The sequence below is a fragment of the Petrotoga mexicana DSM 14811 genome (genome assembly GCF_002895565.1).
Lineage (GTDB): Bacteria > Thermotogota > Thermotogae > Petrotogales > Petrotogaceae > Petrotoga > Petrotoga mexicana.
On record NZ_AZRN01000034.1, the window covers coordinates 36,253 to 61,328 of the forward strand.

At 33.3% G+C, this 25,076-nt stretch carries 26 protein-coding genes; 13 read left to right on the plus strand and 13 right to left on the minus strand.

Features of this window, described 5'->3' with window-relative positions:
* Positions 1-12: 12 nt before the first annotated feature.
* The 12 genes from X927_RS08025 to X927_RS08080 all read right to left on the minus strand — a co-directional run bounded on the left by X927_RS08025 (position 13) and on the right by X927_RS08080 (position 12,320).
* Positions 13-2,346, minus strand: a complete 2,334-nt coding sequence (locus X927_RS08025; protein ID WP_103077562.1) for an endonuclease MutS2 — start codon at positions 2,344-2,346, stop codon at positions 13-15.
* Entirely contained in the window at positions 2,340-2,861 is a 522-nt protein-coding gene (locus X927_RS08030) for a hypothetical protein (protein ID WP_103077563.1), read from the minus strand. Before X927_RS08030 ends, X927_RS08025 begins: the two co-directional genes overlap by 7 nt.
* Complete coding sequence (gene dxs, locus X927_RS08035) at positions 2,858-4,717, minus strand: 1-deoxy-D-xylulose-5-phosphate synthase (protein ID WP_103077564.1); 1,860 nt, start codon at positions 4,715-4,717, stop codon at positions 2,858-2,860. The genes X927_RS08030 and dxs overlap by 4 nt, the downstream gene beginning before the upstream one ends.
* 61 nt (positions 4,718-4,778) lie before the next feature.
* Complete coding sequence (gene nusB / locus X927_RS08040) at positions 4,779-5,234, minus strand: transcription antitermination factor NusB (RefSeq protein ID WP_169925207.1); 456 nt, start codon at positions 5,232-5,234, stop codon at positions 4,779-4,781.
* The gene (locus X927_RS08045) at positions 5,206-5,643 is read right to left on the minus strand and encodes an Asp23/Gls24 family envelope stress response protein (RefSeq protein WP_103077566.1); all 438 of its coding nucleotides are present in this window, start codon (positions 5,641-5,643) and stop codon (positions 5,206-5,208) included. Before X927_RS08045 ends, nusB begins: the two co-directional genes overlap by 29 nt.
* A 54-nt stretch (positions 5,644-5,697) precedes the next feature.
* On the minus strand, positions 5,698-8,151 hold the full coding sequence (gene mutS, locus X927_RS08050; RefSeq protein WP_103077567.1) for a DNA mismatch repair protein MutS: 2,454 nt from the start codon (positions 8,149-8,151) through the stop codon (positions 5,698-5,700).
* A 185-nt stretch (positions 8,152-8,336) separates the two neighbouring features.
* Complete coding sequence (clpP, locus tag X927_RS08055; RefSeq protein WP_103077568.1) at positions 8,337-8,951, minus strand: ATP-dependent Clp endopeptidase proteolytic subunit ClpP; 615 nt, start codon at positions 8,949-8,951, stop codon at positions 8,337-8,339.
* 3 nt (positions 8,952-8,954) lie between these two features.
* The gene (locus X927_RS08060; RefSeq protein ID WP_103077569.1) at positions 8,955-9,260 is read right to left on the minus strand and encodes an extracellular matrix/biofilm biosynthesis regulator RemA family protein; all 306 of its coding nucleotides are present in this window, start codon (positions 9,258-9,260) and stop codon (positions 8,955-8,957) included.
* A gap of 80 nt (positions 9,261-9,340) precedes the next feature.
* Complete coding sequence (locus X927_RS08065; RefSeq protein WP_103077570.1) at positions 9,341-9,613, minus strand: hypothetical protein; 273 nt, start codon at positions 9,611-9,613, stop codon at positions 9,341-9,343.
* Positions 9,614-9,712: 99 nt separating this feature from the next.
* The gene (xseA, locus tag X927_RS08070) at positions 9,713-11,116 is read right to left on the minus strand and encodes an exodeoxyribonuclease VII large subunit (protein ID WP_103077571.1); all 1,404 of its coding nucleotides are present in this window, start codon (positions 11,114-11,116) and stop codon (positions 9,713-9,715) included.
* Complete coding sequence (rsmI, locus tag X927_RS08075) at positions 11,082-11,768, minus strand: 16S rRNA (cytidine(1402)-2'-O)-methyltransferase (RefSeq protein ID WP_103077572.1); 687 nt, start codon at positions 11,766-11,768, stop codon at positions 11,082-11,084. Before rsmI ends, xseA begins: the two co-directional genes overlap by 35 nt.
* 9 nt (positions 11,769-11,777) lie before the next feature.
* Positions 11,778-12,320 carry a hypothetical protein gene (locus X927_RS08080; protein ID WP_103077573.1) on the minus strand — a complete coding sequence of 181 codons (543 nt, stop codon included), beginning with the start codon at positions 12,318-12,320 and terminating at the stop codon, positions 11,778-11,780.
* A 264-nt stretch (positions 12,321-12,584) separates the two neighbouring features.
* Here X927_RS08080 and acpP point away from each other — a divergent pair, with 264 nt between their 5' ends.
* The 13 genes from acpP to hisC all read left to right on the plus strand — a co-directional run bounded on the left by acpP (position 12,585) and on the right by hisC (position 23,866).
* On the plus strand, positions 12,585-12,842 hold the full coding sequence (gene acpP, locus X927_RS08085) for an acyl carrier protein (protein WP_103077574.1): 258 nt from the start codon (positions 12,585-12,587) through the stop codon (positions 12,840-12,842).
* Positions 12,843-12,926: 84 nt separating this feature from the next.
* Complete coding sequence (locus tag X927_RS08090; protein ID WP_103077575.1) at positions 12,927-14,510, plus strand: CTP synthase; 1,584 nt, start codon at positions 12,927-12,929, stop codon at positions 14,508-14,510.
* A gap of 15 nt (positions 14,511-14,525) precedes the next feature.
* A complete protein-coding gene (locus X927_RS08095; RefSeq protein WP_103077576.1) occupies positions 14,526-15,971 on the plus strand; it encodes an alpha-amylase family glycosyl hydrolase in 1,446 nt (481 codons plus the stop codon).
* A gap of 37 nt (positions 15,972-16,008) precedes the next feature.
* On the plus strand, positions 16,009-16,617 hold the full coding sequence (locus X927_RS08100; protein WP_103077577.1) for a transglycosylase SLT domain-containing protein: 609 nt from the start codon (positions 16,009-16,011) through the stop codon (positions 16,615-16,617).
* Positions 16,618-16,930: 313 nt separating this feature from the next.
* Positions 16,931-17,716, plus strand: a complete 786-nt coding sequence (locus X927_RS08105) for an ATP phosphoribosyltransferase regulatory subunit (protein ID WP_103077578.1) — start codon at positions 16,931-16,933, stop codon at positions 17,714-17,716.
* 5 nt (positions 17,717-17,721) lie between these two features.
* Complete coding sequence (hisG, locus tag X927_RS08110) at positions 17,722-18,345, plus strand: ATP phosphoribosyltransferase (RefSeq protein WP_425440369.1); 624 nt, start codon at positions 17,722-17,724, stop codon at positions 18,343-18,345.
* 54 nt (positions 18,346-18,399) lie between these two features.
* Positions 18,400-19,527 carry a histidinol dehydrogenase gene (gene hisD / locus X927_RS08115; RefSeq protein ID WP_103077580.1) on the plus strand — a complete coding sequence of 376 codons (1,128 nt, stop codon included), beginning with the start codon at positions 18,400-18,402 and terminating at the stop codon, positions 19,525-19,527.
* Positions 19,524-20,060 carry an imidazoleglycerol-phosphate dehydratase HisB gene (gene hisB / locus X927_RS08120; RefSeq protein WP_103077581.1) on the plus strand — a complete coding sequence of 179 codons (537 nt, stop codon included), beginning with the start codon at positions 19,524-19,526 and terminating at the stop codon, positions 20,058-20,060. The genes hisD and hisB overlap by 4 nt, the downstream gene beginning before the upstream one ends.
* A gap of 11 nt (positions 20,061-20,071) precedes the next feature.
* Positions 20,072-20,662 (plus strand): imidazole glycerol phosphate synthase subunit HisH, encoded by a 591-nt coding sequence (hisH, locus tag X927_RS08125; RefSeq protein WP_103077582.1) that lies wholly within the window; start codon positions 20,072-20,074, stop codon positions 20,660-20,662.
* 49 nt (positions 20,663-20,711) lie between these two features.
* On the plus strand, positions 20,712-21,371 hold the full coding sequence (hisA, locus tag X927_RS08130; protein WP_245855511.1) for a 1-(5-phosphoribosyl)-5-((5-phosphoribosylamino)methylideneamino)imidazole-4-carboxamide isomerase: 660 nt from the start codon (positions 20,712-20,714) through the stop codon (positions 21,369-21,371).
* Positions 21,371-22,129 (plus strand): imidazole glycerol phosphate synthase subunit HisF, encoded by a 759-nt coding sequence (gene hisF, locus X927_RS08135; protein WP_103077584.1) that lies wholly within the window; start codon positions 21,371-21,373, stop codon positions 22,127-22,129. The genes hisA and hisF overlap by 1 nt, the downstream gene beginning before the upstream one ends.
* Positions 22,116-22,772, plus strand: a complete 657-nt coding sequence (hisIE, locus tag X927_RS08140) for a bifunctional phosphoribosyl-AMP cyclohydrolase/phosphoribosyl-ATP diphosphatase HisIE (protein ID WP_103077585.1) — start codon at positions 22,116-22,118, stop codon at positions 22,770-22,772. Before hisF ends, hisIE begins: the two co-directional genes overlap by 14 nt.
* Entirely contained in the window at positions 22,769-23,866 is a 1,098-nt protein-coding gene (gene hisC, locus X927_RS08145) for a histidinol-phosphate transaminase (RefSeq protein ID WP_103077586.1), read from the plus strand. The genes hisIE and hisC overlap by 4 nt, the downstream gene beginning before the upstream one ends.
* Here hisC and X927_RS08150 read toward each other — a convergent pair.
* Positions 23,847-25,025, minus strand: coding sequence for an MFS transporter (locus X927_RS08150; protein WP_211287851.1), 1,179 nt, complete (start codon positions 25,023-25,025; stop codon positions 23,847-23,849). The genes hisC and X927_RS08150 overlap by 20 nt on opposite strands.
* Between the last annotated feature and the right edge of the window lie 51 nt (positions 25,026-25,076).

Below are 25,076 nucleotides of genomic sequence, written 5' to 3' on the forward strand. Positions count from 1 at the left end.
CTCCCCCATTATTTAAACTTCTATTACTGTCGCCCCTGTTCCTCCTTCTTCACTTCGAGCGATTTTGAAATCTTTAATTAGAGATGATTTTCTTAAATAATCCCAAATTCCCATAGCTAGTTTCCCTGTTCCTTTTCCGTGTATTATTCTTCCTTCTTTTATCCCAGAACTTATTAAATCCGAAATAAATTTTTCTATTTCGGGTATAGCTTCATTTACTGAATAACCCCTAATATCTAATTCGGATTTTACACTTTTCTTTTGATCTATTTTAACGTAAATTCTTTTTTCTTCGTTTTTTTCTTTATCTGTGTTAATTACAGGCTCAATTTCCGTTGGATTATAAGTTATCTCTATCGGAGAACCATCAATCTGAACGGTTATCTTCGAGTTTGTTACTCTTTTTACCGTTCCTTCAATATTATTGGAAGTTTTTACTTTCATCCCAACTTTTATCTTAGACTTTTCAATTTTTCGCCCTTTTTGATTTTGAGATAACGTTTTTCTCATCTCTTCAAGTTGTGAAGCCATATTTTCAGATTCTTTTAGTTTTTTGCTGATTTCTTGTGAATCGATTTGATCTTTTTTTTGCTTGATCTCTTTTAATATGGTTTGAATCTGGTTTCTCATATTTTTTATCTGTTCTTTAAGTTGGTACAACTCGGGTTCGAGACTTTCTATCTCTTTTTTCTTTAGTTTTTGTAGTTTTTCTTCGTACTCTTTTTTCATTTTATCGATCTCTTTTTCTTTCTTTTTGATCCTTTCTAAACTTTCTTCGTATTCATTGTGAATAGAAGTTAATCTACTGAGTATTTTTTCACTTTGTGAAAATTCTTCATTGAGATTTATTTTACTTTCTTCTACTATCTGAGGGTCAATCCCCAATCTTTCTGCTATTTCAATGGCATGGGATGCTCCAGGTACGCCTACCATTAGTTTGTATGTAGGTTTAAGTGTTTCAATATCAAAAGACATAGAAGCGGCGAGTAGTTTTTCTTCTTCCAAAGAGAATGTTTTAATCTCAGACAGATGTGAAGTAGCAAATATTATTGACCCTTTCATTAGCAGATATTTCAAAATAGCTTTGCTTAAGGCGGCTCCTTCAATGGGATCGGTCCCTGTTCCTAATTCATCTATCAATACAAGAGATTTTTCATTAACGTTTTCAAGTATGTTTTTTAAGTTCAACAAATGGGCAGAAAAAGTGCTTAGATTTTGAGATATATCTTGTTGGTCACCTATATCCGTGTATATTTCTTCTATAAAAGGTACTTCAGCCTTTAAAGCTAAGACTGGTAAACCAGAATGAGCCATAAAAAAGGCTAATCCAATTGATTTCAAAGAAACCGTTTTACCCCCTGTGTTGGGGCCCGTTATTATCATCCCGTTTCTATCCAGTTCTACATCTATGGGGACTATTTTTTCTTTTGGTATTAAAGGGTGTTTTAGTTCTTTGAGAAGAATCTTTTTAGTAGTATGGGGTTGAGTGAATACTGCATTCATATCTTTGGCGTATCTTGCTTTCGCTATATTGCCGTCTATATATTCTATTATTTCTATATTTTTTTCTATTTTAAATTTGTTTTTTTGAAGTTCAAAGGTCAAATTTGAAAGTATCCTATTGATTTCGTTCTTCTCTTGTGAGAATAAATCTGTAAGCTTTTCATTTAGTTCTATAATGGTATCTGGTTCTACGAACAAAGTAGCACCGGAATCGGATCTTCCTACGGTAATACCCTTTATGACATTTCTATTTTCACTCTTTAACGCTATGCATAACCTTCCGTTTCTTTCTACAGGTTGGTCTAAAGAAAGGTATTTAATATACTTACTTTTTATCTTGTTGAATTCTATATTTAATTGACGTTTTACCGTGTCTATGCCGTTTCTTATTCTTTTTAATTCGATTGAGGCGTTATCTTTAATTTCTCCTTCAGGAGTAAAAACTTTAAAGATATGATCTTTTAACTCAAGTAGAGGTTTGTAATCTGATAACTTATCAGTGAGTAGATCGTTTATACCGCTGTAATATTTGTGGATGGCATAACCTTCCTCCAAAAACTCTCCAATCTTTCTGAATTCTCTCCCTTCAACACTTTCCTTGTTGCTTATCTTTTCCATTATCGAAGGGATATAACTTAAACCATACAAATCTTTTAATGTACCTTTAATCGCCATATCAAAAAAAACTCGAGAAATGTTCACTTCTCGGTCTAATTCTGTTAGATCTTTGTACATTTTTACATTTTTAAAAAAATACGCTTTCCCATAATCGGTATGAGTATAGGTTGAAATTAAATTTAATATTTTTTCGATTTCCAAATCCTTGTAGGTTTTTTCTAAAATTTAAAACTCACTCCCAACGAGATTGGTAGATAATTAACGGTTAGGCTTTCCTCTTCGTAATACCGGGTCTCGTAACCAACAGCCAGAGATAAATTGTTGTAGCTAACTCCTCCATTTATAAGTATTTCTGTTTTAAAGGTTTTAAAATAATCTTCTGTGTGAACGCCTCCGAAGGCGGTTACCAAAAAATTTAAGTTGCCAATTATATTGGTTGTATATTTCATATTCAAACCTAAGGAGATTCCTACATCTTCTAGATTTTGTAAATTTTCTAATAAATTGTAATTGTAGAAAAATCCCAGATAGGGGCCATAGGAGATTTCTTCACTATCTTCTGTTGGAATTAAAAAAGAAATCCTTCCCCCAGTGTAATCTAAACTCTGTTGAGTGTTTGTATCGCCTGTTGAATTAAGAGTGTAGGAATAGGAAGGGGTCAATAATAACTCAAAAGCATATGTGATACTAGTTATGAAAAAGAATATGGAAAGTACTAAAAAAAGTTTATTTTTTATCATTTTTTAATCTCCCTTTTTTTAGATGATTGTGCTTTAACGCCACCGATAATTTTTTCAAAGTTTTCCTTTATCGCTTTTATAGAAAGATCGCATTCTTCTAATTGTTCTTCTCTTGTGGCATGAGAAACAAACTCGTCTTTCACACCAAATGAGTAAATTTTCTTATTTCTCAGTTTGAATATCTCTTCGTTGAAACCACCTTTCAAACTACCTTCTTCATAAATAAAAATATATTCAGCCCTTTGTTCTAGTATTTCCAGAAAATATTCATTTAAAGGTTTGACGCTTCGTACCCCAATTATATTAACGTTATAATCTTTGAGCGCTTCATAAACGTTTTGAGAGATAGTTCCAACGGCAAGAGCGTAAATTCCAGAATCAGCCATTTTTAGATACTTCCATTCTCCATCTACTATTTGAAGATTGTCGATTATATTTTGTATTTCTATCGTTTCCCCGTCTCTTGGAAATCTAATAAATCTAGGTTTTTTCAAACCTTTTATCACAGAAGTATAAATCATATTAGCTAAATCTTGGGCGTTCAACGGCGTCCAGATTTCAACATTTGGAATTAACCTAGTATATGCTATATCAAAAACCCCATGATGAGTTGGGCCATCTTCTCCAACCAAACCAGCCCTATCTAACAAAAATAGAACTGGGATCTCTTGTAAGGCTACATCATGAATAAGTGAGTCAAATGCTCTTTGCATGAAAGTCGAGTAAATATCTACAACGGGCAAAACTCCTCCTAAAGACAGAGCGGACGCCGTAGTGACTATACTTGGTTCGGTGATACCCATATCAATGACTTTGTCCGGACATATTTCTTGAAGTACATTTAACCCAGTTCCATCTGCCATGGCTCCCGTGAAAGCTAAAAATTCATAATCTTTTAAATGAGATAACGTATGTCCAACAATTTTACTGTAAGAGACTTTGTTCGGTTCTTTTTTGGATACGCCATGATATTTGGTGGGAGATTTCTCAGTTTCTTCGAAACCTTTACCTTTGGTGGTAACAACATGCAGTATTACAGATTTCTCATCATAAGCTTTAATGAATTCCAAGAACTCTTCCATTTTTTTGATATCATGTCCATCGACGGGTCCATAATACTTGATTCCCAACTCTTCAAATAGTGATGCTGGAGTATCGTAAATAGAGAATTTTAAAGCGTTTCTGACTTTCTTTAAAACTGATTCTACGTCCTTACCCAAGGAAGAGTCTTCTAAAGAACTCTTTAAAATTTCTTTTGCTTGGGTATATTCTTTTTTTATTCTAAAATTATTCAACAATTGGGAAATCGTTCCTACATTTCTGGAAATAGCCATGTTGTTATCGTTTAGAACTATTTTAACTTTTGCATCTTGATAGTTCAACTGATTTAACGATTCAAGAGCCATCCCACAACCTAAGGCTCCATCTCCAATAACAGCAACTATATTTCTTTTCCTATTTTTTATTTTATCAGATAGTGCATAACCCAAAGAAGCTGCTATGGAAGTCCCTGCATGCCCAGCACCGAATCTATCCGCTAGTGATTCATAGATATTTGTGTACCCACTTATGCCATCTTTTTCACGTATGGTTTTGAAATCTTTCCAACGACCCGTCAAAAGTTTATGTACGTAAGATTGATGACTAGTATCCCAAATAATAACGTCTTCTATGGGGTCAAATATCCTGTACAATGCAATAGTTAATTCCACAACACCCAAATTCGAAGCAAGATGACCATTGTTGTTGTATACAACGTTGAAAATATACTTTCGAATCTCTTGGGCTATTTCTTCTAATTCTTTGTAACTCATGTTCTTAAGTGCTTTATACAGAGGAGTATTTTGTGGCGCCATACATTTCGTATAGATTTTATTTATTTAAAATCTATACTTCCCCCCTTTCGATTTTGTGGCTCTACATAATCGATGCCTGCGAACGTGCGATCTTATCCATAATACCATTAACAAAAGCAGCGGCTTTTTGTGTCGCATAAGTTTTGGTTAACTCCGTTGATTCATTTAATATTACTTTAACGGGTATATCTTTTTTGTTTATTAGCTCATAGATAAAGATCCTCATCACGGTTTTTTCGATGTTTCCTATCCTTTCTACAGGCCAACCTTCAGAGTATTTGTTGATCAACGCATCATACTCATTTTTATTTTTATAAATATCTTCAATGTATTGTTTAGCTTCCAAATAATAACTTTCTTCTAAATGTGCCTTTTCGTTTAATTTTTCAAAAGTGAATAATATGTTGTCTAACTTAACATCCTTTATTGATAGTTGGAAAAGACTTTCAAAAATTAACTTTCTCATCATCCTTTTTTTCGGTATGTTTTCATTCATTCTTGTCCTTTTGTTCTTCATCCTCCTTTTCTTCACTTTCAGGGGATTCTTCATTTTCTAAGGTTTCTTCTTCTATTTCTTCGTATTCTTCTTCCAACTCTTCGGGTTTTACAAGATTTTCGATGGATACGTCAATATTCGATACATAAACCTCCGCGATTCTTTCAAGATCGTCTTTAATCGCTTTTTGAATATTTTTAGAAAATTCAACAATGTTTTGCCCGTATTTAGCAGGTACCTTTAAAGAAATACTAACACTGGAATCGTCATTAATTGTAATCTTTATACTCTTTTGCAATTCTTTTTGAATTTTCTCGTTATAGACCTTTTGGTCTTTAAGATAACCCTCTACACTTTTGAAAACTAAATCTTTTAATACATTTTCTGAAATACTTATTTCTCCAAAATCATTTTCCTCGTTCAAAGGCATTGTTTTTCCCTCCTTAGGATTAATATTTTACCTATTTTTTAATTATATCATAAATTAAAACATTTTTAACTGATTTTCATGTGATTCATATTTTTTCTTATTAATATTTTTAATTCTCTTCAATCTGCTTTCCAGGTCAACTCTATTTGACAATTGAGTTAGTATTTCTTTTGATCTTTCAATTATTTCTAGGGGAAATCCTGCCAATCTTGCTATCTCTATACCGTAACTGTTGTCACTGGTGCCATCTTCAATTTTGTGTAAAAATATAACCCCATCCATAGTTTCTACAACTTTTATTCTTTTTGCAGCAACTTCTTCGTATATATGCGACATATAAGTTAACTCGGTATAATGGGTAGCAAAGATTGTATTGCATCTTTTAACTTGAAATAAATATTCTGAGATTGCCCATGCAACAGAAATCCCATCTAACGTACTCGTCCCTCTCCCAACTTCATCAAGGAGCACAAGACTGTTATCCGTTGCTTTATTCAATATAGTTGAAACCTCTAGCATCTCAACTAAAAAAGTCGATTTTCCGCTAACTATGTCATCCCTTGCACCAATTCTTGTAAATATACCATCATAAATAGGGATTTCAGCCTTTTCAGCTGAAACAAAGCAACCAATTTGTGCCATCACACTTATAAGCCCTATTTGCCTTATAAAAGTCGATTTCCCACTCATATTAGGGCCTGTCAAGATTATATAAAATTTGTCTTCGCTTAAATTTAAGTCGTTAGGAGTAAACTCATCAACAAATCTTTCCACCACCGGATGTCTTGCGTTGATTATCTTTATTTCTTTGGAGTTTTGCACAAAAGTTGGTCTTTTGTAATTGTAAACTCTACTAACCTCTGCGAAAGACCTAAAAACATCCAATTCAGCGATCTTATTGGAAAGTTTTTCTATTTTATCTACATATTGACTTAGATGTGTTAATACCTTATCGTAAATATCTTTTTCAATAACCTTTATTTTTTCTTCTGATAAAGCTAAGCGCTGTTCAACTTCTTCTAATTCTTTTATTGTGTACCTTTCCGTATTAACTAACGTTTGTTTCCTTACGTAATTATCGGGAACTTTAGAGGATTGCGCTTTTGAAACTTCTATATAGAAACCATAGATCTTATTCCTTCCAACTTTCAAACTGCTAATCTTAGTTTTTTCTTTCTCCCTCTTTTCAATACCTTTCAAAACGTTATCTAAGTTATTAAATATGTTTCTGTATTCATCTAACTCTTCTGAAACACCTTCTTTAATTACTTTTCCGCTACCAGGAGCAAGAGATGGTTCTTCGATAATGGTATTTTCGATAAAATTTTTAACTTCTTTAAGTAAATCTATACCATCAAAAAAATCAGACAATCCTGGATTTGAAGTTAAAGATTCGATTATATAGGGAATAACTTCCAAAGAATCCTTTAAGGCTATAAGGTCTTTTGGGGTTGCCTTCATCAAAGAAATCCTGGAAGAGATCCTTTCGAGATCTTTTACAGATGACAAATATTCTTTTAGTTCTTCTAATAAAAGAGGATCTTCAACTAAATGTTCGACTTTGTTTAACCTTTCTTCTATATTTTCTTTATCGGTGAGAGGAGTAAGGATGAACTCTCTTAATTTTCTATTCCCCATACTGGTTTTTGTGAATTTTAGAATATCGTAAAGAGTTTTCCCTTTGTTTGAATTTGTAGGAAGAATTCCAAGATTTTCTATAGTGTTGGAATCTAAAAACATGTAGTTTTTCGTCTTAAATCGTTTCGGAAGTTTCATGTGTTTAATCTTTGAAAATTGTGTGACTTCTAAGTACTTTAAAACAGCATCAGCTACTTTTAATTCTCCATCATCGTAATCCAAATGATCAAAACTTAAAACGTCGTACGTTTCTTTCAAATGGTCTTTAAAATTGTTTGAAAAATACCATTCGTCCAATATTTCTACATAAATCTCATTGGTTGAGTTTTTTATCTTTTTTGATAATGGTTCAAGTTCTTTAGATAGCAAAATCTGTACCAACCCAAATGAAGAGATAAAGTCTAATAGTTCATCCTCTTTGAAATCAAATGTGTCTAAATAGAAGTCACCGGTTGAAAAATCAAAAATAGCTATTTTATACAAATTCCCATGGTTGGTGATCAAGGCGGTAAATCTGTTACTTTCTTCCAACATACCTTCATCTATGATGGTACCAGGTGTCAGTATTCTAGTTACTTTTCTATCAACTATACCTTTTGAGCTTTGAGGATCCTCCATTTGTTCACATATAGCTACTTTATACCCAGCATCTAAAAGCCTTTTTAAATAGTTGTTCAAGGCATGGTATGGAATTCCTGCCATAGGATGACCATTTCTTTTCGTTAAGACAATTTGCAATATTTCACTGACTTTTTTAGCATCTTCAAAAAAGGTTTCATAAAAATCTCCGAGTCTAAAAAGTAAAATAGAATCTTTATATTCTTCCTTTATCTTTAGATATTGCTTTATCATCGGAGTTAAATCACTCATAATTGACCCTCCTCATATTCTTTGAGGCCTTGTTACTTTTTTAAAATCTAAATCTTGTTTTTCAAATTGGTTTATTGCTAATATAGAAGCTTTTTTAATCAAAAGAAGGACGCATTGTTTCTGGCGCCCTCTTTTGATTTGAAATATTGATAAAATTTGGTTGATGTTATTCAGTCATTGTTTCATTATTTTTTGTTGTTTTCTTTAGTGGCTTCACTCTTCGTTGTTATTACTTTATCTATAAGACCATAGTTTAAAGCTTCTTGCGCGTTCATAAAAAAGTCTCTCTCGGTATCTTTTTCTATTTTTTCTAAAGATTGTCCAGTATGTTTACTAAGTATGTTGTTTAGGTCATCTTTTAATCTTAAAATTTCTCTAGCGTGGATTTGTATATCCATCGCTGTTCCTTCGGCGCCACCCCATGGTTGATGTATCATTATTCTTGAATAAGGTAAAGAATACCTTTTACCTTTTGTCCCAGCGGCCAACAAAACAGCTCCCATAGAAGCAGCCTGACCTATACATATAGTTGAAATATCCGGTTTAACATACTGCATTGTATCGTATATGCCTAATCCTGCGGTTACAGAACCTCCAGGAGAGTTTATGTATAAAAAAATATCTTTGTCTGGATCTTGAGATTCTAAAAAGAGTAACTGGGCAACTATTAGATTAGCTACATCATCGTTTATCGGTGTTCCTAAAAAAACTATTCTATCTTTCAACAATCTAGAATAGATATCATAAGCCCTTTCGTATCTTCCTTCAGTTTCTATAACTACCGGCATAGGTATTGCCATAATTTATCGCCTTCCTTTCTTGATCTTTTCTATAATTTTTTTGGCTTCGAGTGTAGATAACACTATTTGACCACTATCCATATAAATAATTGATTTGACCGCTTTGCCATATGAAGCGTCAATCAAACTGACTGAAGCACTTAATGGAGGTGGCAAATTTTCTAACTCGTTTTCATCTCCAAATTGAGTAACTACATCTATTCCTTGATAGATCTTTTTTATTTTACCAAACTGAACAAAGGAGTCTGGAACTACAGAATGAATTCTCTCTGTAGGCACAAAAACACCTTTTCCAACCGCTATAAACATTATTATCCATCGTCCTCTTTTAAATGTTCTTTACTGCTATTATTATACACAATAAATATTATTTTTTGATTAAATTAACATTAATCGATACCAGCCGACTCGCTTAATTGACTCTTTATTTTTTCGTATTTTTCATCAATTTGTGCTTTTTCCTCCTTTAAATTGACTAATTTTTCTCTTGCGTAGGTAAGTATATCTAACGCTTTTTTGTAAATTTCAAGGGCATTTTCAACGTCCAATTCGTCTTGTTTTTCATTTTGAAAGTAATCGTTGATACGTTCCAAGAGTTCTAATTGTTCTTTGAAACTTAAGTTTTTAATTTCTTCTTCACTGAGTTTAATTATTTCTTCCATCCTTCTTTATTCACCTCTTTCATTGAATTTCTTCTTGCTTTTAGAAACTTTAACCATGTTTAGCGCCCCTTCCCCCCGCAGCCCGCCCATCTAAAGTTATCACCATTTTTGAATCTTTTCGATGCTCGAATCCGCTTCCCCATCTTTAAATATTAATTTAACCTCATCTTTTCTTTGTAATTTTTCAACACTATCAATGATCTCTTCACCTTTTTTTACCAAAACTCCGTTATTTAAAAAAGCAGCAAAAGGACTCGACTTAGTAAGTTCTTGAAAAGTACTAAATAAAATCCTTTCTGATATTTCGAACTTACTTTTCAACTCAGAAATAATTTCATTCGTTGTACTTATTATATTCTGATTGTAAGTTTTGATGCTATATTCTATAAACCTTTGAATAGAGACTAATTTGTTTAGAGAGATTGATTTTTCACTACTTTCAATCATTTGGTTGATCTTTCTATTAATGCTAAGTTGATCCTCGTCCAAAGTTCTGAACAAATTTATTAATTCTCTACCGAGGTAATATTTAATATTGTTAATTGTATTGAAAGAAAGTAAGTTCTCCATCTGGGAATAAATATTGGTAAAAGAATAGGTTATATTTTTTTCTAGAGTTTCTAGAGTATCTGTGAAATAGTTAATTTGATTGACTATATCTCTCGATACTTCCGTTGGTGTTGAATAGTTTTTCCAACTAACAAAATCAGGGATAGTAGAATCTTGCTCGTGACCTATTCCTGTAAGAACAGGGATCTTTCGGCTAAACTTTGCTATAAGGGAACCAAGTTCAAAATCATCAAAATACATCAGGTCGCTTTTTGAACCGCCCCCTCTGATTATCACAACTACATTATAATCAATACCCGATTTTAAAATAGCGAACAGAGCTTTTTTGATCCCAGGTACCGTTTCTGCTCCCTGCATAGGAGCAGGATATAAATGTACAATAGGAATGAACCTAGAATGATTAATGTTTTTTTGAAAATCCCCAAAACCTGCAGCGGTTGGTGAACTAATAACGGCTATCTTTTTTATTGGATCTAGTTCTACTAGTTCATGTTCCACTTTCCTTAGCAAATTGCTCTTTTCGAGCTTTTTCAATATTTCTTTCTTTTTCTTTTCTATTTCAGAAGCACCTAAAGGTATTATTGATGAACCTGATACTACATACTTAGCTTCTCTTTTCCAAAAGTTAACAATGCCCTGAAACTTCCACCTTTTATTGAGGAGCTCTTTTTCGCTGTCAATTCTGCAATGTTTAAAAACATATGGAACAGCAGATTGGCTGAAAATAATAGTTATTGAATAATTTGAACTTCTCACTCTTTGAGAAAGTTCAACGTAGAGGTCCCCTCTTTTACTGTACTTTGCATGAGTAACATCACCAATAACCTCGATCTCTTGTCTGTAAAGAGGAGAACTGCTGAAGATACTGTTCAAATATTCTATCAACTCTTGTATACTTTCAAACTTGAATTCTTCTTGTTGGGGAAATAACAACGGTGAGCTCTCCTTTCACTTGATCTTTGGATCCGAAAAATTTTATCCCTTCAGAAATCTTCCCTTTAAAAAATTCTTGATAAAGCTTCGTCATTTCTCGGGCAACGAGTACATCTATATCTCCAAAATTTTCCAAAATCTCTTGTAAAGTTTTTTTTATTCTATTTGGAGATTCAAAAAAAACAATTGGATATTCGAACTCTTTTATCTCTCTCAAAAGTCTTCTCAATTTTTTATCCCGAGGTAAAAAACCTAAGAACAAAAACTTCGAAGCAGGGAATCCACTCACAGCTAAAGCAGAAGTTAAGGCAGAAGGTCCTGGCACCACATCTATTGGAATCCCTTTTTCCCAACATCTTTTTACCAAGTTAAAACCAGGGTCAGCTAAAACAGGCATCCCCGCATCTGACACTAAGGCTGTTATATTATGACTTTCGATCAAAGATAGAACTGTGTCCATAATCTTTTCTGAGTTTGCCTCGTTGAAAGTGAATAACTCCTTTTTCCCAAGTTCAAAATGGTTTATCAATTTCAAGGCAACCCTCTTGTCCTCGGTGAGTATCAAGTCAGCTTCTTTCAAGGTTTTTAAGGCTCTTAATGTAATATCTTCAAAATTACCAATGGGCGTGCCAACTAGAATTAATTTCCCCATTTTGATTTTTCACATCCCAATCATTTTATTTAAATCGCATTGATGTTCCCCTGCAAAGTCAGAATTGTTGTATCCATCTAAATAAGTTAAATCTTCTAATTTCCAGAAAACGTCGCCTAAAAAATCCATCAAAAACTCCGTTAAATCAACCTTTTTTTCCTTTTCTTCTATTTCCAGAAGATACATTATCTCCGAAAATTCTTTTTTATACATTATACAATTATCGGGATTCAACAACTCGTCGACCACTATTTCCGGGTCTTTATTTAAAAGATACCTTTTTTTCATTACCATCCTTTGACTTTTTAAATTATCAAAGTCGATTTCTTTTTCGTTTAGAAAGTCTTCTTCCTCTTCTCTAAGCCCCTTTTTTATCTCCTTTTTAAGATTTGTAGTCCACACTTTTTCGCCCTTTTTAATTTCTAACCTCGTTCTCAATCCTTTTTTATCGTACCATTGAAGTATGAGCCATTCATCAAAGGCAAGTGAGACTAATTTTTTAAATATATATTTATCGGGAATTCTATACTTTCTCTCATTTTCATATTTCAATGCAATCTCCTCTTTACTTGACTTGTAATTATATATATAATTATACCATATCAACACCATTTTCTTTGAAAAACGCACAAAATCTTGGTAAATATCCTTGAAAAAGAATCTTTAGGTCACAAAAAAGAGAAATTTCATAAATATTTTACTTTTATGAAAATAATAAACTTGACAAAACCAAAATAACTCATTATAATTGACACGAATTTTATCAATGACCAACGTTCGGAAAATGATAAATTATGGCTAAGGAGGTAAACAAATATGACAAAAGATGAGTTGTTCGAAAAAGTAAAAGAAATAATCGTAGATACATTGAGTGTCGACGAGGATGAAGTTACATTGGATGCCTCATTTACCGATGATTTAGACGCGGATTCTTTAGAGTTAGTGGATTTAACCATGGCATTTGAGTCTGAATTCGGGGTAACAATCGAGGATGAAGAGTTAGAAAAAATCAAAACCGTTGAAAATGCGGTTAATTTATTAACTGAAAAATTGAATATTGACGATGAGGATTGAATTAATCACAAAAAGAGGGGAGCTTTCGCTCCCCCTTGTTTTTTAAAATATGGTAATTTTTTCTTAAAAAAGAGGTGAAAAATAATGGCTGAAAAATATATTATAGTAACTGGCGGCGTACTCAGTGGTATAGGAAAAGGAGTCGTTTCCGCTTCGATAGGAAGGCTTTTAAAAGAACTGGGGTTAAAAGTCAATTCATTGAAAATAGATCCTTATCTAAATGTAGATGCAGGAACTATGAACCCCAATCAACATGGAGAAGTTTTTGTGACAGAAGATGGTTACGAAGCAGACCTTGATTTGGGCCATTATGAGAGATTTTTAGGGATAGAGATGAAAAGTTTCAATAATATGACAGCAGGTCAAGTATATAAATATGTTATCGAAAAAGAAAGGGAAGGAAAGTATTTAGGAGCCACCGTTCAGATGGTACCCCACGTCACCGAAAGGATAAAGGAAAGGATCGAAGAGATAGACACAGAAGTCTTGCTCATTGAAATAGGGGGTACTGTTGGCGATATTGAAGGTGAAATATTTTTAGAGGCTGTAAGAGAGCTATCTTTCGAGAAAGGTCGAGAAAATTTTATGTTTATACATGTAACTTTTGTTCCGTATTTACATGTTACCAACGAATTTAAAACTAAGCCAACTCAGCAATCCGTTCAACTTTTAAGAAGGATAGGAATCCAACCAGATATGCTTTTGGTAAGAACGGAAAAAGAGATAGATCTTTCCAGTCTTGAAAAAGTAGCTTTGTTTGGAGGCGTTCCTTTAGAGTATGTCGTCAACCTTCCAGATTTAGCCAACGTTTATGAAGTCCCAGAAATGCTCTATGAAAAGAATATTCATGCCCTCATTACCAGTAAATTGAATTTGGATACATCAAAAGAAGTAGGGGTATTAAGTTGGAAATGTCCCAAAACATTTAAAAACCTAAAAATTGCTATGATTTGCAAGTATTTAGGTACCGATGATGCCTACAAGAGCATAATGGAAAGTGTTTTTTTAAGCGGCGCTAAAAGGCCTGATTTAATTAACTCCGAAGAACTGGAAGAAATGAATGAAGAGGAAATCAAAATACTTTTAAGTAAATATGAAGGTATAATTATCCCAGGTGGATTTGGAGCAAGAGGAATAGAAGGAAAGATAAAAGCTATAAAATATGCTCGTGAAAATAATGTTCCTCTTCTAGGGATTTGTCTAGGTATGCAACTAATGGTCATTGAGTATGCTAGAAATGTTTTTGGCTACAAAGAAGCTAATTCTACAGAATTCGACGAAAATACTCCTTATCCTGTTATCGATTTGATGGAAGAACAAAAAAAGATGTTGAATTTGGGTGGTACCATGAGACTAGGCGCTCAAAATATTGAAATACTTCCAAACACGAAACTTCACGAAATTTATGGAGGAAAAAATTCTGTCTTTGAAAGGCATAGACACCGTTATGAAGTCAATTACAAAGAGTTCGACAACATGTTTGAAAAAGGGAAAAATACTCCTAATAAACTTTCTATTTCCGCCATGACAGATTTCGTTGAAGCCATTGAACTGAGTTCTCATCCTTTTTATATTGGTATTCAATACCATCCGGAATTTAAAACAAAAGTTGGAGATCCGCATCCTATCTTTAAAGCATTTATTGAAGCGATTGAACAAAATAAGTGAAAAGGGGGAAAACAAATGACTTTTTATGAATTGTATTTACGTTCTTTTTATGATTCAAATGGTGACGGCCTAGGAGATTTACAGGGATTAAAACAAAAATTGGATTACCTTTGCGATTTGGGAATAGATTATGTCTGGTTGTTACCGATTATGAAATCTCCAGCTTTCCACGGTTATACAGTCTCCAATTTTTTCGAGGTTAACCCTGTTTATGGAGATCTAAAAGATTTAAGAGAGACATTACAAGAGGGGCATAAGAAAGGTATCAAATTTATCCTTGATTTTCCTATTAATCACGTTGCAGTAACATCAGAATGGTTTCAACGCGCACTTAGGGGAGAAGAGCCCTACAAAAATTGGTTCATTTGGGCTAACGAGAAGGCTGATTTAGAAGAAAAAAGACATTGGGACGAAAGTAAAATATGGCAAAAGATAGGTGACAGATATTTTTACGGCATCTTCGGTCCCGCCTCACCTGACCTTAATTTTGAAAGTAAAGAATTATGGGATGAGATAAAAAGAATCTTTAAATTCTGGTTAGATAATGGTTTTGATGGCTTCAGATTGGATGCCGCAAAACATATTTTTGATTTTGACATTGAAAAGATGAGGTTCCATTACCAGCATGAAAAAAATATCGAATTCTGGAAAGAGATGGTTAGCTATATAAAATCCATAAAAAACGATGCCTTAGTTATAAGTGAGGTATGGGATGCACCGGAAATAGTAAGAAAGTACGAAGGAATATTCGATATAGGTTTCAACTTCCCACTTGCAGAGGATTTAAAGATGACCTTAAAAAATGAGTCCCCTCAGGATCTGGTAGAAACATTGAAAAAATGTATGACAGAGTATCTGCCAAATGGTAAGGTCCTATCTATGTCAGGTAATTTCTTAACTAATCACGATATGACAAGGATTCTATCTGACTTAAAGGATGTAGGGAAAGTAAAGTTAGGTTTTTCAATTCTTTATACCCTTCCAGGGATTCCTTTCATCTATTATGGCGAGGAAACAGGAATGAAAGGTATCCCAGTTGATGTTAATTTTACCGAAGACAGTCAAGAACCATTTCATTGGTATGAAAATGGTTTTGGACCTGGTCAAACAGAATGGAAAGGGTATAAATTTAACCCTCCTTACTCTGGCGAATCTGTAGAAGAACAGATAAACGAAAAAAATTCTATTTTAAATACCATAAAAAATTTGATTAAATTTAGAAAGTCCAATCCGTGGATAGATGATGCACGGATCGAAATTTTGAATTTTGACCAAAATATGGTAAAATTAAGGTGTTATAGCCAATTAAATGAATTTATAGCTTATTACAACCTAAAATCTTCCAAATGCTCCGTTTTGCTCGAAAATGGAGAAGAATTACTGTCTATTGGAAACAATAAAGTTACACAAGGTTATGTTGAACTTTCACATTACGGTGTTTATTTAATGAAAAAAAGTTGAAGGGATTGTGGGGATTCATCAGAGAGGTGATACAAAAATGCTCAAAAAACGTTATTCAGCTATTATAATACTCTTAACGTTTTCATTGGCAGCGTTCTCTATATACCCCTATGTAAATGTTAACAGTCAAGAGGATGTCAAAGAAGATATAACGATTAAAACCGTTTTATTCGATTTTATTTCATCACAATACAAGCTAGCAGTGGGGAAAGATATGCCGCAAGATAGGTTGCAATTAATTGTTTCCTCCATTATGGAAGCCTCAAAAATCTTTGAAATATCTCCTTTGATGATAGCGGCAATAATAGATACCGAAACAAATTTCAAAAATATTATTGGCAGTTATGGAGAAGTAGGTTACATGCAACTCAGACCATCAACCGCACAGTTTGTTGTAAACAAATATTATGATCTTTTTGCAAGCTTGAATTATACCGAAACGAGTTTGGATTGGATTGAAGATAGACTTTTATTAGATCCAAGGTATAACATACTTGTTGGGACGGCTTATTTGAAGTATTTGATGGAAACTCACGGTGATACTTACAAAGCCATAGGTTGGTACAATGGTGGTGGAAATGATTATTACGCGAATAAAGTGGTTTATAAAATAAACAGAATTGCTATTAAATATCCGGTTATTTAAGAACACCATTTGATTTTTAATGAAAAAATTTTATTTGATTGACATTGTTGCAAAAATATGATAAAATCTTGTTAGTTAATTTGATAATTTGTCATAAACGGGGTAAATATAATGTCTAATCTTAAAACGAACATCAATTCAAAAACATTGTTTAATTTAAATATTCATCATCATACATGGCGTGACCGAGTTAACACATGCCATGTATGTTGTTATTTGTAAATCATCGCATACAAGGCTAAACGTAATAACCGGTCACGAGAAATCGTGACCGGTTTTTTATTTTTTAAAATATAAAAGAAAGGGGTTTAAAATGAAAAAAGACATCTTCGCTGAATCTCAAAAACTATCAAATATTGTTAACAAAATCAGAAGTGTACTAATTGAACACGATTTTTATGAACTGTTTCCACCTTCCATAACAAAGTATTCCGAAAATTTAATAAAGGGGCTAAAATTTGCGGATGGAAGAAATTTTTACCTTTTGAAACCTGATGTGACTTCCTGGCTGATCGACATGGATAAAGTAGAAGAAAAAGAAAAAGTATTTTACATATCGGAAGTTTTAGATGAAAATTTATCTGGTGTTTGGCAGTTTGGATTTGAAATATTAAATGGAGAAGAAGTCAAAATCGAAGAAGAAATTCTGCGTTTAACCATCGAAATTCTATCACTGTTGGATATAAAAAATTTCTTTATAGACGTAAGCTCAATAAGGAGTTGGGAGAGAATTTTAAAAGCAGTTCCACAATACAGAGATAAAATTTTAAGGGCTGTTGAGCTGAGAAATTTTGAGATCATTGAAAACCTTCCATTGGATGAGGAAGTAAACCTCTCCATAGCAACTCTTTTCAATTACAGAGGAAAAGAAACAAACATTCCAAAATTAAACACAATAATTAAAAACATTAACGACCCCAGAATATACATAGACCTTGGAACAATGAAATACATGAATTACTATGAAGATGTTGTATTTGAAATCTATTCACCAGATAATGGTTACCTTTTAGGCAACGGTGGCCAATACAAGATAAACGGCAAATATTCGTGTGGAATGGCTTTAAATTTGGATATTATAGGAGAGATGATGAGATGACAACAATATCAACAGCATTGCCATCAGGAAGATTACTGGAAGACAGCAAAGACTTTTTAAAAAAGATAGGTATTAATGTTAAAGAACCTGCTAACAGAGAACTTATATCATATGAAAATGGTTATACCTTCTATTTTCCTAGAGCTTTTGATGTACCTGTATACGTAGAAAATGGAGTAGACATTGGGATATGCGGAAGTGACGTTGTCCTTGAGAGAAACAATGAAGTGTATATCCCATTAGAACTACCCTTTGGCAAATGTAGAATGAGCATCATCTTACCGGAAAACAGAGAAATATCTTTTCAAAAGATGGAAGGCTACAAAATAGCAACCAAATACCCTGAAATTACAAAAAATTTCTTTTCTGAAAAGGGTTTAAAAGTGAAAATACTCAAATTAAATGGAGCGGTAGAATTGGCAGCAAAAACCGGTATAGCGGATGCAATAGTAGATATTGTTGATACGGGAAACACGATAAAAGCAAACAATTTAAAAGAAGCATACAAGATAATGGATATCTCTGCGGTACTTTTGGTAAACAGGATAACCCAAAAGACTAAGTTTGATTTTATAAACGATTTAATAAATAAAGCAAAGAATTATAAAAACGGGGTGAAAGGGCACTAAAACAAATCCCAAAGTTCCTAAAGTCTGTGCAAAAAATCGAAGGAGGGAATCATAATGGAATTACAGAACTACGTTTCACAGATATTAAACGACATAAAAAACAACGGAATGCTTGCAGTAAAAAAGTATTCAAAACAGTTCGATAATTATGATGGTGATTTAGAATTAAAAGTTGAAGAATGGGATATCGACGAAGAAATCCCCGCGCAAGATAAAGAAATTATAGAAAAAACGATTCAAAGATTGGAGAATTACCATATAAAACAAAAAACAGAAGATATCTTGTATTCCAATGAATACAACTCAACTTATGGACTGATTAATAGACCAATAAACAGGATAGGGATTTATGTCCCAGGTGGTAAACCTCTACCTTCGAGTTTGTTGATGGTCGCTATTCCAGCCAAGATTGCAGGTGTAAAAGAAATGTTGATCACTTCCTCTCCAAAAGATGGGGTAATAAACCCTTACATAATTTATATAGCAAAAAAGTTGGGGATAAAAGAAATTTACAAAATTGGTGGAATTCAAGCAATAGCAGCTATGACATACGGCATCGGTATGAAAAAAGTAGATAAAATATTTGGTCCCGGAAATCAATATGTGAATGAAGCAAAACGACAGGTGTTTGGAGAAGTTGGAATAGACAGCTTGGCAGGACCATCAGAAATCTGTGTGATAGCCGATGAGACAGCTAAACCAGAATACATTTTAAACGACTTACTCTCCCAACTTGAACATGGTTATGAATCTAAAGCTTTCTTGGTCACTATATCAAAAGAATTATACGAATATTGTGAAAGAGAAGGGATAGATAGATACCTTTTCAAAAGTATAGAAGATTGTGCAGCTAAAACCAACGAAATAGCACCTGAGCACTTAGAAATAATGACAAAAGATCCTGAATCAGTACTACCACTCATACAAAATGCTGGAGCTATTTATTTAGGTGATTACACACCTGTACCTGCAGCAGATTATTTCTTGGGAGTTAACCACGTACTGCCAACGGGTGGTGCGGCACGTTTCTCCTCCGTATTAAACCTATCAGATTTTACAAAAAAAATATCCGTTGCAAAAGTGAGTAAAGACGAGTTGTTAAAAGAGAGGTACTTAGGTATAAGAATGGCGGAAATCGAAGGTATGCACCAACACAAAAAATCTATGGAGGTGAGGAAATGAGAAGAAAAACTGACGAAACAGACATAGAAATAAATTATTCTAAAGAATTATTTATTGATACCGGAGATCCTGTGTTAAATCATTTATTGAAAACCCTATTCTACTACATGGAGAAGAATATAATCATCAAGGCAAAGTTCGATCTTAATCACCATTTATGGGAAGATATGGGAATAACAATCGGCCAATTTTTAAAGAACGAAGTGGAAGGAAAGAAGATAAAAAGGTTTGGAACCTCCATCCTACCAATGGACGACGCCCTTATTCTCGTTTCCGTTGATATTTCAAGATCCTATACAAATATAGATATCAACATCAAAGATGCTGAAAAAGGTTTTGAATTAGGGAACTTCAAAGAATTAGTTCTAGGGTTATCAAGGTATTTACAATCAACTATCCATATAAAGCAAATAAATGGTGAAAACGCTCATCATATAATCGAAGCTTCTTTCAAGGCATTGGGTAGCGCTTTAAAAACTGCCCTTGAACCAAGTGACAAACACGAAAGTACAAATAGAGTTTACGAAGTATAGAGGTGGTATATATGCAGAAAATAGTCATATTAAATGGTGGGGTTGGTAACTTTTCAAACGTTCAAAAAGCTGTCGGAGGCATTATTAGTAATGAAATAAATGACATAAGAACCGCAGATAAAATCATACTACCCGGGGTAGGTTCTTTTGGAATAGTTTCGAATAATATAATTCCTCTAAAAGATTATATATTGGAACATATCGACAAAAACAAGCCTTTTCTAGGTATATGTTTAGGGATGCAACTGTTATTTGAAAGCAGTGAAGAAGATGAAGGCACTGGACTTTCTTATTTACCTGGAAAAGTGGTTAAGTTTAAAAACATGAAAGTTCCTCACATAGGTTGGAACAGTGTTGAATTTTCAAAAGATTCTCTGATTTTTCGAGGAATAGAAAATGGAAGTTTCTTCTATTTTGTACACTCTTATTACATAACAACTGAAGATCAATACATAATTTCATACACAGAATACGAAAGCAGAGGAAAAACCTGTAAATTCACATCAAGCGTACAAAAAGAAAACGTATTCGGTGTACAGTTCCATCCTGAAAAATCGGGCGAAAAAGGAATTAAATTATTAGAAAATTTCAAAAATTTATAGCGAGGTGAAATCTATCAACAACATAAAAATAATACCTGCAATAGACTTAATGAATAAAAAAGCGGTAAGACTCTATAAAGGTAGCAAAAATGAAATAAAAGAATACGGAGATCCCGTAGAAATAGCCAAAGAATTTTCAAAATATGTCGATCTGATTCATATTGTCGACTTAGATGGTGCTTTTGAAGGTTCTGTAAAAAACTTAGATGTTGTAAAACAAATAATCAAAAAAACCGGGTTGAAAGTTGAACTGGGTGGAGGATTAAGGACTTTTGAAAGCATTAAAAATGCCTACGAAATAGGTGTTACTTATGTGATCATAGGTACAGCAGCCTTTAACTTAGAATTCTTAGAAAAAGTTACCAGTGCTTTCAACAATATAACCATAAGTTTGGATGTCGAGAACGGAACTTTAAAAACAAAAGGTTGGTTGGAAAACTCACAAATTAACTTAGAAGATGCTTTTTCTATTTTTAAAAAGTACACCAACAGATTCATATATACAGACACAAGCAAAGATGGAACTTTAGAAGGTGTTTCTTTAAACATAAAAAGATTCTGGCAAGATGAGGAAATAATATACGCCGGGGGTGTAAGTAAAAAAGAAGATTTAAAAAAATTGGAAAATATAGGTTTCGATGGGGCTATAATAGGAAAAGCTCTTTACGAAGGTAAAATCAATCTGCAGGAGTTAAGAGGTGAACAATAATGTTGACAAAAAGAATAGTAGCAGCCTTGGATATAAAGGAAGGAAGAGTCGTAAAGGGAGTACAATTTGAGAATATACAGGACGCAGGAGATCCAGTACAACTTGCCAAAAAATATGAAAAAGATGGGGTTGATGAGATCGTATTCTTAGATATAACGGCCTCTAAAGAAAAACGTAATATACTCAAAAATCTTGTTGAGGAAGTTGCCAAAGAACTATTCATTCCTTTCACCGTGGGTGGTGGATTAAAAACAGTTGAACAAATGGTAGAAATAATAAAATGTGGAGCTGATAAAGCGTTTATAAATACAGCTGCCGTTGAAAATCCAAATTTAATTAAAGAAAGTTCAAAAATTATAGGGAGCTCTAACGTAGTAGTTGCAATAGATGCAAAAAAAGACGTCGAAAGTGAAAAGTACTATGTATACACACACGGAGGAAGTAAAAAAACGGATTTAGAAGCTGTTGAGTGGGCTAGAAAGTGTCAAGACTTGGGAGCAGGGGAACTACTGGTTACTTCTATGAACACCGATGGTGTAAAAAAAGGGTATGACTTGAATTTAACCAAACAAATAGTTGATGCTGTAGAAATCCCAGTTATCGCCTCAGGTGGAGCGGGAGAAGTTAAAGATTTTATAGATGTTTTTCAAATAGGTGCAGATGCTGCTCTTGCTGCATCCATATTCCATTATGGTATCTACACTGCAAAAGACCTCAAAATTCAATTGAAGAAGGTGGGAATAAATGTTAGATTATAAACAAATAATAGACAAATTAGATTGGAAAAAAAACAATGGCCTCATACCTGTAATAGTTCAAGGTCTCGATGGCGACGTATTAACTTTAGGTTATACAGACAAAGAAGCTCTTAGTAAAACTCTAGAAACGGGATATGTTCATTATTACTCAAGAAGCAAAGAAAGAATCAGAATGAAAGGAGAAACAAGCGGGAACTATCAAAAATTGAAAGAAGTGTACGTAGATTGTGATAACGACACATTGCTCTTAAAAGTTGATCAAACAGGACCAGCTTGCCACTTAGGAACGAAAAGTTGTTTTAGAAAAATCGAACAAATTGATAAACTACCTGACTCTAATATAGATTACTCACTGGATTTTCTGAACCAATTAAAAGAAATTATAAAAGATAGGAAAAAGAACCCCAAAGAAGGATCTTATACAACTTATTTGTTTAATGAAGGAAAGGAAAAAATCTATAAAAAGTTTGGAGAAGAAGCGGTCGAAGTTTTGGTTGCTCCAAATAGAGAAAGAACCATATATGAAACCGCCGATATGATTTATCACTTGTTGGTGTTATTAACCTACGAAGGAATAGATATAGGAGAAGTTGTTCAAGAATTAAAAAAGAGACACTCGCCAGAGGGAGGTAAGCAAAGTTGAAATTCAACCCAATTTTAGAAAGTTTTGAGGAATACAAACCTTCTAATACTAATATCAATGAAGGGTTCATAGACCTCAGCAAAAATGAAAATCCCTTCGATCTTTCTTTAGACTTTAAAAAGATCTTTTTCCAAAAGATAACAGAAACAAACATAAATCGGTATCCCGAATTAACCGCTGACAACATCAGACAAAAAATAGCGACTTTCTTAAACTCATATTTTTCAAGATATAATATAGATCTTGACATGAATAACATAGTGGTTGGAAATGGCAGCGACGAGATGATTTCTTACTTGGTTAAAATCTTTGCTGGAAACGAGGTAATAGTTTGTCCGCCTACATTTGAAATGTACGAATTTTATTCTCTACTCAACGGTTTTTCAGTGAAAAAAATCCCTTTGAATACCAATTACGAAATAAAAGACATAGATAAAGCCGTAGATGATCAAACGGGTATGATATTTATCTGTTCTCCAAACAATCCTACAGGAAACTTGCAACCCCAAAAAGAGATCGTAAAAGCTTTAAAAACAGGGGTCCCTGTAATTGTAGATGAAGCATATGCGGATTTCTCAAAAACAAGCATGATACAATATTTAAAAGACTACCCAAATCTTATAATATTAAAAACATTTTCCAAAGCGTTCGGATTGGCAGGTATTAGAGCAGGTATCTTAATCGCCAACGAAGAAATAGTTAAACAAATAATGAAAATAAAATCTCCTTATAGTTTCAACGTATTAACTGAAAAGATGGTGGAAACCATAATAGAAAATTATAATCTCATTTCAGAAAAAATTGATTACATCATCGAAGAAAGAAATAAGCTTTCAAAAGGGCTTGGACGAGTCGCCTTAAAAAGTGATGCTAATTTTATACTGTTGGATTTTGATAAAATAGAAGGTATAACAGCCAAAGCCGTTTACAACTACTTTTTAGAAAATAAAATACTTTTGAGAAAATACTCTGGGACTTTAGAAAATAAAATTCGAGTAACCGTTGGAACCAAAGAAGAAAATCAAAAGTTCCTAACGCTTTTTAAAGAATTAATCAGTAATTATGATAAACAGATTAAGTCTTATGAACATTAAAAAGCAATAATAACAAGAAGAATACCCCTATAGCAAAAATAGCGCCAGAAAAATAAACTATATTCACTCCACCAAAAGTGTATAAAAAGCCCATTATTATAGGACCTAATGTTTGCCCTAGTCTCAAAATCATTCCATTTAATGACATTAAGGCTCCTCTGTACTCAGAAGGAGCCAATTCTGCTATCATAGTCTGAATTGATGGGACGTTTATACCATGTCCTATTCCAAATATAATTATCGGTATCAGCAACTGCCATGCCTTTTGCATAAAAGGTGTCAAAATAAGAGATAAAGTATAAAACAAATAAGAAAATATCAATAAATTTTTAACGTTAAATTTATTCCCCAACTTTCCGAGTTGCGATGAACCTAAAGCGGTTGTAAAAGACATCCCAGACATTAAAAGTCCTGCAAGAAAAGGAGACAATCCAAAGTTGTGACTTGCTAAAAATGGAAAATAAGACAAATGGACTCCATAAAGGATAATGAAAGTTGAAAGGCCACCTATAAAAAGTAAGATAATTTTTGCATTCCTTACGGATTTTATAAGGTTAAAAAAGTAATCTTTTATGCTTTCGTCGTTCCTTACACTTGTATCTTCTAACAAAAATAATGCCAAAATCCCAATTGGAATAGCTAAAATCGGAAGAAAAAATGGAAAGTTCCATCCTAAAAGTGAAAGTGCGCCTCCAATGGATGGATAAATCGCAGTTCCGATATTCAAAACACTAGCGTTGTATCCCATAGCCTTGACTCTATCTTCCCCATAAAATAGATCCCCTATAATAGTAACATTTAAAGCCCCTAAAGAAGCTGCGCCTATACCCTGAAAAAATCTTAAAAATAGCAAAATTGGGAAATTTTTAGAAAATCCACATAAAAAACCAGCAATGCCAAACAATAATAGAGACGGTATCAAAATCATTTTTCTTCCGTATCTATCCGCTAAAATTCCGAATATAGGAGTTAGTATAACACCTGGTAACGTAAAAAAAGTTATTAGCAAGCCTACTTGCGATTCAGATATTCCAAATTCTTCTATGAGAACAGGAAAAATGGGAGAAATGCTTGAAACCCCCAAAACCGCCATCAAAGTAACACCAAAAACTATTAGTAGATTTTTATTCCAAAAAACTGATTTCTTTTTTTGCTCCAACTGTGATCCTTCCTTTATTTTCTTTAAAGTATGAGTTCTGTGAATGAAGTA